The organism is Paenibacillus sp. BSR1-1 (assembly GCF_030403775.1).
GTDB lineage: Bacteria > Bacillota > Bacilli > Bacillales > Cytobacillaceae > Neobacillus.
Genome location: NZ_JAQMWQ010000022.1, coordinates 85,062 through 99,082 on the forward strand (window position 1 = coordinate 85,062; position 14,021 = coordinate 99,082).

13 protein-coding genes and 1 pseudogene are annotated in these 14,021 nt (G+C 41.1%); all 14 read left to right on the top strand.

Going from position 1 to position 14,021, the window contains the following annotated elements; genetic code table 11:
- Position 1 precedes the first annotated feature (1 nt).
- The 14 genes and pseudogenes from PH210_RS23410 to PH210_RS23475 all read left to right on the top strand — a co-directional run bounded on the left by PH210_RS23410 (position 2) and on the right by PH210_RS23475 (position 13,658).
- Positions 2-1,102: a GerAB/ArcD/ProY family transporter gene (locus PH210_RS23410; protein WP_289988793.1), complete on the top strand. Its 1,101-nt coding sequence runs from the start codon at positions 2-4 to the stop codon at positions 1,100-1,102.
- On the top strand, positions 1,099-2,199 hold the full coding sequence (locus PH210_RS23415) for a Ger(x)C family spore germination protein (protein WP_289988794.1): 1,101 nt from the start codon (positions 1,099-1,101) through the stop codon (positions 2,197-2,199). The genes PH210_RS23410 and PH210_RS23415 overlap by 4 nt, the downstream gene beginning before the upstream one ends.
- Before the next feature lie 35 nt (positions 2,200-2,234).
- Positions 2,235-2,651: pseudogene (locus PH210_RS23420) on the top strand (spore germination protein); the annotation flags it as partial.
- A gap of 4 nt (positions 2,652-2,655) precedes the next feature.
- On the top strand, positions 2,656-3,756 hold the full coding sequence (locus PH210_RS23425) for a GerAB/ArcD/ProY family transporter (protein WP_289988795.1): 1,101 nt from the start codon (positions 2,656-2,658) through the stop codon (positions 3,754-3,756).
- A complete protein-coding gene (locus tag PH210_RS23430) occupies positions 3,753-4,853 on the top strand; it encodes a Ger(x)C family spore germination protein (protein WP_289988796.1) in 1,101 nt (366 codons plus the stop codon). Before PH210_RS23425 ends, PH210_RS23430 begins: the two co-directional genes overlap by 4 nt.
- Before the next feature lie 107 nt (positions 4,854-4,960).
- Positions 4,961-5,938, top strand: coding sequence for a 2-hydroxyacid dehydrogenase (locus tag PH210_RS23435; protein WP_289988797.1), 978 nt, complete (start codon positions 4,961-4,963; stop codon positions 5,936-5,938).
- 231 nt (positions 5,939-6,169) lie between these two features.
- Complete coding sequence (locus tag PH210_RS23440; RefSeq protein ID WP_289988798.1) at positions 6,170-6,637, top strand: hypothetical protein; 468 nt, start codon at positions 6,170-6,172, stop codon at positions 6,635-6,637.
- A gap of 129 nt (positions 6,638-6,766) precedes the next feature.
- Complete coding sequence (locus PH210_RS23445) at positions 6,767-6,925, top strand: hypothetical protein (protein ID WP_289988799.1); 159 nt, start codon at positions 6,767-6,769, stop codon at positions 6,923-6,925.
- Between the two features lie 260 nt (positions 6,926-7,185).
- A complete protein-coding gene (locus PH210_RS23450) occupies positions 7,186-7,560 on the top strand; it encodes a FixH family protein (protein ID WP_289988800.1) in 375 nt (124 codons plus the stop codon).
- Positions 7,561-7,854: 294 nt separating this feature from the next.
- Positions 7,855-10,047, top strand: coding sequence for a transglycosylase domain-containing protein (locus PH210_RS23455; protein WP_289988801.1), 2,193 nt, complete (start codon positions 7,855-7,857; stop codon positions 10,045-10,047).
- 68 nt (positions 10,048-10,115) lie between these two features.
- The gene (locus PH210_RS23460) at positions 10,116-10,340 is read left to right on the top strand and encodes a hypothetical protein (protein ID WP_289988802.1); all 225 of its coding nucleotides are present in this window, start codon (positions 10,116-10,118) and stop codon (positions 10,338-10,340) included.
- 195 nt (positions 10,341-10,535) lie between these two features.
- On the top strand, positions 10,536-11,228 hold the full coding sequence (locus PH210_RS23465) for a hypothetical protein (RefSeq protein WP_289988803.1): 693 nt from the start codon (positions 10,536-10,538) through the stop codon (positions 11,226-11,228).
- Between the two features lie 525 nt (positions 11,229-11,753).
- Positions 11,754-12,413 (top strand): GntR family transcriptional regulator, encoded by a 660-nt coding sequence (locus PH210_RS23470; RefSeq protein WP_289988804.1) that lies wholly within the window; start codon positions 11,754-11,756, stop codon positions 12,411-12,413.
- 174 nt (positions 12,414-12,587) lie between these two features.
- Positions 12,588-13,658, top strand: coding sequence for a tartrate dehydrogenase (locus PH210_RS23475; protein WP_289988805.1), 1,071 nt, complete (start codon positions 12,588-12,590; stop codon positions 13,656-13,658).
- Positions 13,659-14,021 lie beyond the last annotated feature (363 nt).

The following is a 14,021-nucleotide window of genomic DNA, read 5'->3' on the forward strand; positions in this document are numbered from 1 at the left end:
GATGAAGAAATATGCCTTTAATGAAATCACGGTCATGCAGTATATTTTTTTAATTAATGGAGCGCAGGTAGGGACCGGTGTTCTATCCCTCCCGCGCATACTTGCTGAAAAAGCTGGAACCGATGGTTGGATCGCTATCATAATTGGCTGGTTGTGCTCAGTCTCTGCCAGCATTTTTTTAGTTAAAGCGGCTGCAAAATACCCTGAGGACACCCTTTACGAAATTCTAATACGTTTTTTCGGAAAAATACTGGGGAAAGTGCTCATCTCGGTTTATATGGTGTACTTTGCATTTTCCGCTTGGACCATTCTTGTAAATGCCTGTCTCTATATTAAGGCATGGTTTCTGCCTAAAACCCCTGAGTATATCGTTTTACTATTATTTTCGATTCCGACTTTTGTTATTGCCCGCAACGGATTACGCGTTTTAGGCAGGTACTCGGAACTATCTTTTTATATGGTAATTTGGATTCCTTTGTTTTTATTGATACCGCTAAAGGATGGAAATTGGCTCCATTTTCTTCCTTTGCTTAAAGAAGGGTGGCGGCCGGTTTTATCTGCTGTACCGACCACTGTTACTTCCTTTTTGGGGTTTGAAGTAGCGTTCTTCTTTTACCCCTTTTTACAAAAAAAGCAGCATGCAGTGCTCGGAATTACGATTGCAAACACGTTAACAATATTGTTTTATGTATTTGTGACGTTTGTCTGCTATGCTTACTTTAGCCCCGATGGGATTATTGAATTTAATCAACCTGTACTGAATTTACTGAAACTCATTGAATTTCGTTTTTTGGAGCGTTTTGACATGGTTTTATTGGCTGTATATCTGATTGTTGTTTCCACAGCCTGGATTCCTTACGTATACCTTGCTCCGTTTTGCTTTAGTCAATTGCTTGGAAAACAGGATCACAGTAATTACGTGATTATTTTATTATTGATCATAATTGGAATGGTATTTTGGCTCGATCCTACTTGGAATGATTCAGAAGGGTGGCAGAAGATGGTGGTCAAAGGCGGGCTGGGATTGGCATTCGTTGCCCCGCCATTCTTATGGGTTTATAGCTGGATATATGAAAAGTTCCGTCGGAGGGTAAGCCATTGAAAAGGAAGACACTGCTTTGCCTATCGCTTGTGGCCATGATGATGACCGGATGCGCGGACCAAATGTTTGTTGAAGATGTCAGTCTGTCACTTATACTCGGTTTAGACTTAGATCAGGATGACCATTTATTGGTGTATATGTCAAGTCCGGTATTTAACAAAGAAGCAAAGGTAAAAGAGGAGAAAGTCGAAGTGAAGGCTGTTTCAATTCGAGATTCCAGGGAACTGTTTGATCAGACCGTAATGGCTTTAACATCAGGTAGCAAAACGCAATTACTCTTAGTCGGGAAAAAGCTGTTAAAACGAAAAAATTGGATTGATTACATCGATCCTTTTTATCGGGACCCCAAAAATACGGTTACAACAAGAGTTGTCGCCGTAGATGGTCCTGTTTCGGATGTCATTTTTTTTAGGCCCAAAGACAAGCCGCGTCTCCCTTTGTATTTAGCCAATTTAGTCGATACAGCCTACAGAAGAAATGTGACCATAAAAACGACTCTTCAAGAATTTCATGAGCAAACGACGGAAAAAGGGATAACAGCAAGCATTACCGAAATGAAAAAAGACCACAAAATCATGTTGACTGGAACTGCACTGCTTGATGAACAGAGCAAATATAAGTTAAGCATAACACCAAATGAAAACAAATTATTACGTATCCTGCAGCATAAAACAAAAGGGGATTTCCCATTTACCATTTCAGTCCCTATGGAATCGAATGGACATGATCATTGGATCAGCTTTAGTACTCCGAGCATCAAGACGAAAACAAGGGTAAGGTATGACAATCATTTTATTTTTAACACAGACGTAAAAATGAGAGTTATCATTACAGAACGGCTTTTTCCATTCAATGTACGGAGAGATGCAGCGAAACTGCAAAAGAGTATTGAAAAGAAAATGCAAGCGGATTTTGAGCGCTTAATAAAGAAAACGCAAACCACGGGGATTGACCCTTTCGGATTTGGAATCTATGCAAGAGCTTATACGTACCCAGAGTGGAAAAAAGTCCAAAATCAATGGGGAAAAGCCTTTTCGAAGGCTGATGTGAACGTCAAGGTACATGTAACTATTGGCGGGATGGGGACGATTAAGTAGTACATGGCAATGCGGTTTCATAAAATGAGAACCGTCCCTTTGGTTTCGAAACCATTGGTATTGTGGGAGGCATTATTATTGGGCAGGCGGCTGTTGCTGTGGGAATTGTCAGCAACATTATGATCATTGTCGTTGCCGTTACAGCCATCGCTTCTTATAACATCCCTAATTATGATAGGAGTTCGTCCATTAGACTGTTAAGATTTCCAATGATGCTATCCGCCGCCATGTTTGGAGTTGTAGGGCTTGTGGTAGGCTGGATGACCATAGTTGCCCACCTGGTTAGTCTTGAATCATTAGGCACACCCTATGGAACTCCGCTGGCTCCATTCCGATTTGCCGATATGAAGGATGCATTTCTGCGCTTTCCTTTATGGACAATGAAAAGCCGCCCAAAAGGAACCGGGGCAATTCCGACTATTCGACAAGGGCGAAATCGCACAAAAAGGTGAAACGATGAAGAAATATGCCTATAATGAAATCACTCTCATGCAGTATATTTTTTTGATTAATGGAACGCAGGTAGGTACCGGGGTTCTATCCCTACCGCGCATACTTGCTGAAAAAGCTGGAAGCGACGGTTGGATCGCTATCATAATTGGCTGGTTATCCTCGGTCGCTGCCAGCATTTTTTTAGTGAAAACAGGTGCAAAATACCCTGAGGACACCCTTTACGAAATTCTAATACGTTTTTTCGGAAAAATACTGGGGAAAGCGCTCATCTCGGTTTACATAGTGTACTTTGCATTTTACGCGTGGACCATTCTTGTAAATGCCTGTCTCTATATCAAGGCATGGTTTCTGCCTAAAACCCCTGATTATATCATTTTGCTATTATTTTCGATTCCGACTTTTTTTGTAGCCCGCAATGGGTTACGTGTTTTAGGTAGGTACTCGGAACTATCTTTTTATATGGTCATTTGGATTCCTTTGTTTTTTTTGATACCGCTAAAGGATGGAAATTGGCTTCACTTTCTTCCTTTGCTTAAAGAAGGGTGGCGACCGGTTTTATCTGCTGTCCCGACCACAGTTTTTTCCTTTTTAGGATTTGAAGTAGCGTTCTTCTTGTACCCCTTTTTACAAAAAAAGCAGCATGCGGTACTCGGAATTACGATTGCGAATACCCTAACGATGTTGTTTTATTTATTTGTAACGGTTGTCTGCTTTGCCTATTTTAGCCCTGATGGGATTATTGAATTCAATCAGCCTGTCCTGAATTTACTTAAACTCATTGAATTTCGTTTTTTGGAGCGTTTTGACATGGTTTTACTGGCTGTTTATCTGATTGTTGTTTCCACAGCCTGGATTCCTTGCGTATTCTTTGCTGCGTTTTGTTCTAGTCAATTACTTGGAAAACAGGATCACAGCAATTACGTGATTATTTTATTATTGATCATTATTGGAGTGGTATTTTGGCTCGATCCAACTTGGATTGATTCGGAAGGGTGGCAGAAGAAGGTGGTCAAAGGCGGGCTATTATTGGCATTCGTTGCCCCGCCCTTTTTATGGGTTTATAGCTGGATATATGAAAAGTTCCGTCGGAGGGTAAGCCATTGAAAAGGAAGACACTGCTTTGCCTATCGCTTGTGGCTATGATGATGACCGGATGCGCGGATCAAATGTATATTGAAGATGTCACATTGTCACTTATACTAGGATTAGACTTGGATGAGGATGGCAATTTATTGGTGTTTATGTCAAGTCCGGTGTTTAACAAAGAAGCAAAGGTAAAAGAGGAGAAAGTCGAAGTGAAGGCTGTTTCAATTCGAGATTCCAGGGAGCTATTTGATACGACCGTAATGGCTTTAACATCTGGAAGCAAAACGCAATTACTCTTAGTCGGGAAAAAACTGTTGAAACAAAAAAATTGGATTGATTACATCGATCCTTTTTATCGGGACCCCAAAAATACGGTTACAACAAGAGTTGTCGCTGTAGATGGTCCTGTTTCGGACGTCATTTTTTTTAGACCCAAAGACAAGCCGCGTCTCCCTTTGTATTTAGCCAATTTAGTGGATACAGCCTACAGAAGAAATGTGACCATAAAAACGACTCTTCAAGAATTTCATGAGCAAACGACGGAAAAAGGGATAACAGCAAGCATTACCGAATTGAAAAAAGACCACAAAATCATGTTGACTGGAACTGCACTGCTTGATGAACAGAGCAAATATAAGTTAAGCATAACACCAAATGAAAACAAATTATTACGTATCCTGCAGCATAAAACAAAAGGGGATTTCCCATTTACCATTTCCGTGCCTTTGGATTCGAATGGACATGATCATTGGATCAGCTTTAGTACACCAAGAATCAAGGTAAAAACAAGGGTAAGGTATGACAATCATTTTATTTTTGACACAGACGTAAAAATGAGAGTTGCCATTACAGAACGGCTTTTTCCATTCAATGTACGGAGCGATGCAGCGAAATTGCAAAAGAGCATGGAAAAGAAAATGCAAACGGATTTTGAGCGCTTAATAAAAAAAACGCAAACTAAGGGGATTGACCCTTACGGATTTGGGATCTATGCAAGAGCTTATAAGTACCCAGAGTGGATAAAAGTCCAGAATCAATGGGGAAAAGCGTTTGCGAAAGCTGATGTGAACGTCAAGGTACATGTAACAATTAGCGGAATGGGGACGATCAAGTAGTACATGGCAATGTATCCTTTTGGTTTCGATAGGTATTTTATTGGTGAATTAGGGGTCGACACTATTACAATAGATATATCATGAAAGAGAGGAAAGTGAGGCTGCCTATGAAACCAAAGGTTATTGTTTATAAGAAACTCTATTCCACAGTTTTGGAATATATCCGGGAAGCGTGTGAGGTCGTTTATTTTGAAGAGTTGAATGAAGATACATATGATAGTTTTTACCAAGAGTTAAAGGATGCCAAGGGAATTCTGGGGTCCCGTTTAAAGGTAGATCAAGAGTTTTTGGAACATGCTCCTCAGTTAAAAATTGTGAGTAATGTTTCTGTTGGCTATGACAACTTTGATATTCCTGCCATAACCAGTCGAGGCGTCATGGCTACCAATACTCCAGGCGTTTTAAATGATACCGTTGCAGATACGATTTTTGGGCTGATGCTGGCCACCGCCAGACGAATGCCGGAATTGAATCAGTATGTGAAGGAAGGTAAATGGTCACCAACAGATGGTGAGAATCTGTTTGGAGTCGATGTGCACCATAAAAAGCTAGGCATCATTGGAATGGGCGGAGTCGGAATGGCCATTGCCAAAAGAGCTCATTTTGGATTTGATATGCCAATTTTGTATCATAATCGCTCCCGTAATCTTGAAGCGGAGCAAACCTTTCAGGCAACGTATTGCACCCTCGAGGAATTGTTGCGGGAATCGGATTTTGTTTGCCTTATGACCCCGCTGACTCCGGAGACCGTGAAGCTGATTGGTGAAGAGGAATTTAAGTTAATGAAGAAATCGGCTATTTTTGTGAATGGCTCGCGGGGTGCGACGGTAGATGAAGAGGCCATGGTTCGGGCACTGCAAAATCGGGATATCCTGGCGGCAGGACTCGATGTTTTTGAGCAGGAGCCTGTTCAAGCGGATCATCCGCTGCTGTCGATGGATAATGTGGTGACTTTACCGCATATTGGATCGGCCACCCATGAAACTCGATTGAAAATGGCGCAGCTGGCTGCTGAGAACCTGGTCAAGGGAGTGCAGGGGGAGATACCTCCGAACCTAATCAATCCCTTTGTATGCCAGCGCTGAAAACGGCCCCTTTGAAGTACTGGAGGAATTTTCCTGTTTAACGTTTAATATAATTTATATGATGTTAAACAGGAAAAGGGGGAATATCCTATCGAACGTGAGACCAATGCAAAAACATCGGTATTCGCTTCACCTTCAACACGGTTTGCCCGAATCGCAAGGAATCTAGGGATTGGCTTTTTTTCTGCGGTTATTACCGGAATTCTTGCTGGTCTATTATTACGCCTTGTAATGAAAATGATCGCGGTTGTATTCCCTCACTTGGCCAGTGGATTTACCTTCCAAGGAACTTTTTTCTTAGTCATATTAGGTCTCGGTTTTACTTTGGCTAACAGTATCATCTATACGTTTATTCACCATTACCTGCCCAACGGCTGGGCACGTAAAGGGTTGATTTATGGAGCGATGACTCTATGTATTTTCGGAATTCCCTTCTTTTTATCCAATCCAGGTAATGAATTGTTTGGACCACAAGCTTCATTAGGAATCACTTTGTTCTCGCTTCTTTTCCTATTGGGGGGTCTTCTTTTAGCGATGTCGGTCCATTTGGTAACAAATTGGGTCGATCGCATACCTATCAGGCGGATATACGCTTATGTTTTTTTCGGCCTTCTCGTCATACCCGCGATTGTCCTATTAGGCGGCATCATCTATGAGATTTTCACTGAAATCATTCCTGCAATAAGGTTAAACTTTTAAATATTTGCACAGAGAAGTGGTGGAGCACTTCTCTTTTTGTTTAGAAAAAGCCTTCGACCTCCGCTATTCATTAGGAACCTGAATATTTTTTGGTCTACTACGAATCCTACTTTTAGGAGGTGACAAAAGATGGAAGGGAAAGAGAAAGATAGGGAGCAAGAAGAAAAAGAGGAATCCATCCATGCAATGGACCAGGGACTAGACTTAATATTCAAAGTCGTAAATAATATGACCGGGTTGGACAAGGGTAATGATGGGATTGACGATAATAATGATAAAAAAGATTAACTTGAGCGCCTTTTATGGCGTTTTTCTATTTTTAGAAAAACTTATATAGGCCTTCATTAAAATATGGAAATTCATCCTTTGAAAGATTCATCATATCGAGGATCTCTGACTGTCATACCAGACACATCAATGAAAAGTTTTACCTTTCTGTCCATAACAAGCACATTATCTGTATAAGCCAAATCAATCAAATTAAGATAAATATAAGCCAAGGGGACGTTCTGGTGTTGTGTTATAATGACCTGAAAGGTTGTGATGTAATGAACAAATTTATTGTCGTTGTTTTTAGTATTGTATTGGTTTTGATCTCAGGATGCAGTTCAAATAACTTTCAGATAAAGCTCTCTACGCCAAAATCGTTTACACCTGGGCAGGCTTCTCCCATTGAATTGAAAATCCTGGACCTTGAAGGGAAACCTGTTGAAGGTGCAAAGGTTAGCGCCGTATTGAAAATGCAAGGGATGAGTCATGGCGATCTTTCCATGAAGCTGCAGGAAATCGGGGATGGAGTCTACGCCGGGAAAGCCAATATTGAGATGGAAGGCGATTATACGGCAGCCATTAAGATCGATTATAAAGGAGAAAAATGGGCGGGGGAGAAACGATTTTCCATTGTTTATAAGAATGCACAGTAGGCCGATTCGGGTGCCGGGATTTATGGTTTTTATCTTCCATTTTTTGTCTGAAAGTCCAAAGTGGATAAAAAAATGTCCAAAGGCACCCTGAAATTGTCCAATACCCACGAAAAAATGTCCAAACCCACCCCGAAATTGTCCAAACCCTCCTCAAAAATGTCCAATCCAATTTTTTTAAAACCTCACCCATAAAAATCATCTACCCTTCGAATGTATATAAATAGCTCCACGTAAAATGACATCCAAATACTGGATGAATCAACTTTGAGTAACTAAACATGGGAGAGAAGAAGAATGTCAGAAGAAAACTATCAATCTCGTGAAGAGCGAAAACAAGCGGAAAAAGCAAAACAAAATAATCAAAGAAGTAACGAAACACCGAAAAGAGGATCCTTGTTGAAAAAGGGATCTTTATGGAAAAAAGTAATTATTGTCTGTTTGGTGCTGGGCCTTGTTTCAACAGGAGCAGGAGCGATCACATTCGCTTCAATGGTTAAGGGGACACCAAAATTAGATGCCTCGAAGCTGGTCGATCCGCTTTCCACGAAGTTTTATGATAAGGACGGAAACTTCCTTTATGAATACGGGAAGGAAAAGCGGACGAAAATTTCATATGAACAAGTGCCCAAAATGCTGGAACAAGCGTTTATTGCTACGGAGGATTCCCATTTTTACGAACATCATGGAATTGACCTCAAACGGACGGCCAAGGCCATTTTCGTAAACGTAACCGGGGATTTCGGATCCCAGGGGGGGAGTACGATTACCCAGCAGGTCATTAAAAACTCCTTTTTGTCTCCAGAGAAAACTTTGAAGCGAAAAGTGCAGGAATGGGACCTGGCGTATCAGTTGGAAAAAGAATACTCCAAGCACGACATTTTAATGATGTATTTGAACAAAATTTATCTTGGAAACCGTTCTTATGGAGTAGCGGCGGCCGCGAAGAATTATTATGGACTAGAAGCTAATGATTTGAAAAAAATGACACTGGCACAGGCAGCGATGTTAGCTGGTCTGCCGCAAAGTCCGAATAATTATGATCCGACTAAACCAGAAAACAAAGAATCGGCCACGAAGCGCCGTCACATTGTCCTAAGTTCGATGCTTCGAGATGGATATATTACGGAAGCGCAAATGAAGGATGCAGAAAAAGTTCCTGTAACAGAGGGACTGGTACCTAAAAGCGAGCAGCAAAGCATGCCGTATGAAGCCTTTTTGGATGCGGCGGTGAAAGAGGTAAAGGGTAAACTGAAGGATGTCAACATCAGCGAGGATGGCTTGTCGATTTATACAACCCTCGATCCAAAAGCACAGAATTATGCTGACAAAATGATGAATACCAATGAAGTCATCGCCTATCCGGATGCGAAATTTCAGGGAGCTTTTGTTTTTTTAGATACGAAAACCGGGGAAATCAGGGCGATTGGCAGCGGGCGGAATGATTATAAAGCGTCATTCCTTGGCAACAACTTTGCTGTTGATATCAACCGTCAGCCTGGGTCTTCCTTTAAGCCAATTTTTGATTACGGCCCGGCGATTGAAAACTTAAAGTGGTCGACTGCCCATTTGATTGATGACCAGCCGACGACCTATGAAACCGGCCAGTCTATTTCCAACTGGGATCACGGGTATCATGGTGTGCTGACCATACGTTCGGCATTAGCAAACTCTTACAATATCCCAGCGCTGCTGACCATGAGAGCGGTTGGGATGGATAAGTCAAAGAGCTTTGCAGAAAATCTCGGCATTACTTTTAAAAATAACCAAGTTTATGAATCCTATTCGATTGGTGGTAATACTGTAAGTCCATTAGAGATGGCAGGTGCCTACAGTGCTTTTGGCAATAATGGTGTTTACAATAAACCGCATTTTGTCCAAAAAGTTGTTTTTCCGGATGAGACAGTTGTTAGTTTTGCGGGAAAAGAAAAACGAGTGATGCATGACTATACGGCCTATATGGTGACGGATATGATGCGCTCAGTCGTTAATGAAGGAACAGGGAAATCAGCCAATGTTCCCGGACTGGATGTTGCCGGTAAAACAGGTACCACCAATTTTGATGCAAAAACGAGGGCTAAGTATGGATACCCAAGTTCTGCGACAAATGACAGCTGGTTCGCTGGATACACCCCGCAATACACCATGGCTGTCTGGACGGGTTATGCGCAAAACGGCGAGGGGAACTATATGAGCGGCACTACGACGAAAATCTCGCAGCTCATGTTTAAAGCGATGATGCAAGCTTTCGGTACGGACGCATCCAATTTTAAACAGCCGAGCAGTGTTTACCGAGCGAATAATGAATTGTATATCAATGGTGTAAGTTCTGCGGAAGTTCCAATCATTCCTAAGAAAGAGGAAAAGCCAGAGAAGGATGAAGAGAAAAAGCAAAAAGAGGAAATGAAAAATCAACAGAAGGAATGGAAACAGCAAGAGAAAGAGAAAGAGAAAGGGAAGGGCAACGGGAAACATAAACACGGCGATTGATTCCCGTGCTGTCCTCCTCGGATTTTGTCGAAGATTGATAGAGTTTTATTTTAAAAGAAAGTGTTAGAATGGAGTTGCAACTGAATATTGTGAGGGTGGCCAGGTTGTCCTCTTCTTTTCCGGCATTAGGGAAGGAGGTGATAATACTGGATATATTTCTTGAAATCTTACGAGAAGCTCTGAAGGGAATTTTGCGTGAAGTTTGTGCCTATTTCTTTCGGAAAACCGTTTTAGAGTACAAGAAAACCACCCCGCGCCGTCGCAAGCAAAAGGGTGGTTCTCAAAGTAAATAACTTAACATGACAACCACCACCCTGACGGTAGAGGTTGCAAAAGAGAAGTGTTAGCGCACTTCTCTTTTTTTATTATACGTTTATTATATACAATTCAATTCGGTTTTAAAAGTTCATCATTTTATTGTTGACTTTTTTTGTAAATAACAAGAAAATTAATGGGTTCAGATTTAATTTTTTTAAGGGGTACTCGTCATGCAGAAGATGAAAATGAAAGAAACTAGAACACCTATGAAGCTTTTTGGAATTCGCTATTATAAGGATGAGGACGGACAATATTATAAAAAGGTTGGATCCAATCACCGTTTCCCTGTCACGCCTTTTTGGAAGAAGAAACGAGTCAAGCTTGGGCTGCCTGTCGTTCTACTTGCTGTAATTGGCTTTTTTGGCTATCAAATTGGGATGGACCTTGCCTCCGAAAAAGTGGTCAAAGAAATTTCTCATCAAGTACCGAAACAAGAGATCCAAGCACTATTAACAGATCCATCCGTTCAGCAATTCATTGAGGATGAAGTGGGCTCTGAAAAAAAGCAACGAATCCTTGATAAGTATTCAGTGGTGTCGATGGCGAATACTCCGCTAGTTGCTTCTGCCTCTAGCTCTGCTGCTGCTGGTAACGAGGGAGGAAGTAAGACTAGCAAGAAATCCACTGAGACCGAAAAACCAACCGCGAGTTCGAAATTAAAGTTCTCTTCAAGAGATGAAGTCATGAAGTTTTTATTAACGAAATTCACGATGAGCGAACTAATGGGCTTTGCAGATAAAGCTAAGGGAGGATTAACTCCTGAAGTAAAGTCGGAAATTCAATCAACGGTTATGAGCAGGTTAACGCCTGAAGAATACGAAGCATTGAAGCTATATGCGGTAATTGAATTGAGTAAATCCTAAAAATTGTGGACAAGTGCTTCCTTTATGGGAGCGCTTGTTTTTTTCATTTTTTGGTTAAATGTCCAAACTGTTCGAAAAATTGTCCAATGTGGTCCAGAAATTGTCCAACGCACTGAAAAAAATGTCCAATGTGCCCTTAAAAATGTCCAATGCACCATAAAATTTGTCCAAAGCATATGTTCGGCAATCCAAACTGGCGATCTGAATTTTCCACTTTTTGGCTAAATGGACAAACCATCGAAAAAAATAGACAACCCCCCCAAAAAAATAGACAAACGACTCGAAAAAATAGACAAACCACCCCAAAAAATAGACAAAACCACAAAAAAAATAGACAAAACCCAGTCCGAAACTTCTGGGCATGCCCACAGATTAAAAATGTCATTTGGAAATGAATTTATAATTTGAAGTGTCTAAAAACTTAACATATAATAAAGGTGTATCCTGTCGACAGCCGACACAATGACAAATATAACGACTAAGAATTGACCATAAAGTAACTAAAAATGGAGAAGAGGTATACAAATGTTTGACAGTCCATTGCAAAAGCCATTGCCATATTATCAACAAATTCAGCAGTCCATAAAGCAAAGCATCTTTAGTGGTGTTTACAAACCTGGGGATCGGCTTTATGAGGCCCAGATTGCTAAACAATATCAAATCAGCCGGAGTCCCGTTCGAGAAGCGATTCGGGGGTTGATAATTGAAGGATTGCTGGTAATGGACGAAAAGTCCCAAATATCCGTCTACAAACCCAATTTGCAGGATGTGCGCGATATTTATGAATGCCGGATTTCTCTGGAGTCTAAAGCTGTGGAACTGACAGCGGAGCGAGGAACTGACGAACAGCTGCAGGAGCTCGGAAAAATATTAGAGCAAACAGCGGAAGCTATCCAAGAAGGTAATACTGAGACTATTGTAGCGTGTAATGCCCGTTTTCATGAACTCATTATCCTATACAGCGGGAATGCAAGACTAATGAAGCTTGTGGAGGATTTGAACAGCCTCATTTATTATTATCGTGTCTTGAATATCCAAGGGGATGGCCGGTTGAAGACGATTTTAAAAGGACATACGGACATTTACCTTGCTATAAAAGAAAGAGACCCTAAAAAAGCATCTGATAGATTAAAAGAGCATACTCAAGAGGATCTATCCAATTTGATTCAAATCATTGAACAATAGAAGAGAAATGAGTATTGCGAATCGTCCATGCCGATTAAATTATTGAAACCGTTGCCAGACTTTGCTGAGAGGCCTGCTAGTCGTTGGCTGAACACACGGTCAAGATTTGTATACACAAGAGATTGCCAAGTAAGAAAATTTTTATAAAAATGCCAATAAGGAAGTAGGTATATTATGAAGAAACTAGAGATTGCTGTCATTCCGGGAGATGGGATTGGCAAGGAAGTTGTTCCTGTTGCCACAAAGGTTTTAGATACAGTGGCTGACATTCATGGCGGTTTAAAATTTGAGTACAAAGAGTTTCCTTGGAGCTGTGACTACTACCTGGAACATGGAAAAATGATGCCGGAAGACGGTTTGGATATCTTAAAAAACTTTAATGCGATTTTTCTAGGGGCGATTGGAAACCCTCAGCTGGTTCCGGATCATGTTTCGTTATGGGGGCTTTTGATTAAGATTCGCCGAGAATTTGAACAATCAATCAATATTCGTCCGGCTAAATTTTTTAAAGGTTTGAAATCGCCGCTCGTTAATCCTAATGACTTTGATTTAATTGTCGTCAGGGAAAATAGTGAGGGTGAATATAGTGAAGTGGGCGGCAGGATTCACCGCGGGTATGATGAGGTTGCCATCCAAAATGCTGTTTTCACTAGAAAAGGTACAGAGCGTGCGATGCGCTATGCGTTTGAGCTGGCTAAACAAAGAAGGGGCCATGTTACATCCGCGACGAAGTCGAACGGTATTGTCCACTCGATGCCGTTTTGGGATGAGGTCTTTAATGATGTAAAGGCGGATTATACAGATATTCAAACAGCAACCTATCATATTGATGCGTTAGCTGCCTTTTTCGTGAGCCGTCCGCAGATTTTTGATGTGATTGTGGCCAGTAATCTATTCGGTGATATTTTAACTGATATTGGCGGGGCGATCATGGGAAGTATCGGAATTGCGCCTGCTGCGAATATTAATTTAAATGGAAAGTATCCGTCTATGTTCGAGCCTGTGCATGGTTCTGCGCCGGACATTTATGGCAAGGGCATTGCCAATCCAATCGGGCAGGTGTGGACCGCTAAAATGATGCTTGACCATTTGGGGGAGCGTGAGCTGGGTCAAAAGCTTTTGGATGTAGTAGAAGAGGTAACGAATGAGGGAATCAAGACTCCAGATATCGGCGGCACGTCCTCAACGGTTGAGGTTGGCGAAGCCATTTGCAGCCGGTTGAAGAAGGTATGCTCGGTGTCTTAAGTGATGTTCCTGTTAAAAGGATGATAAAAAAATAGAAACGGGTAAATTTAAGTATATAATAGAAAGCACTAATTGAACCCACTGCGTTTTATATGGCAGTGGGTAGTTTTTTTAGTGGAGATCATGGCACCAACTGCTGAGGATTGTTTGCTTTATTGATGATTAAGGGGAAAAATATCATTTTTTAATTTTTTTTAGAAAAAGTATTGACCAATATAAAAATCTCCTGTAATATATGAAAAGTCGTCAGCGAGGCGATGAAAGAAAAATAAAAAGTTGTTGACTTCGAGTTGATAACTTGTTATGATAATAAAGTCGCTTTTGAGCGATGATGAAATTGTTCTTTGAAAACTAAACAAACAA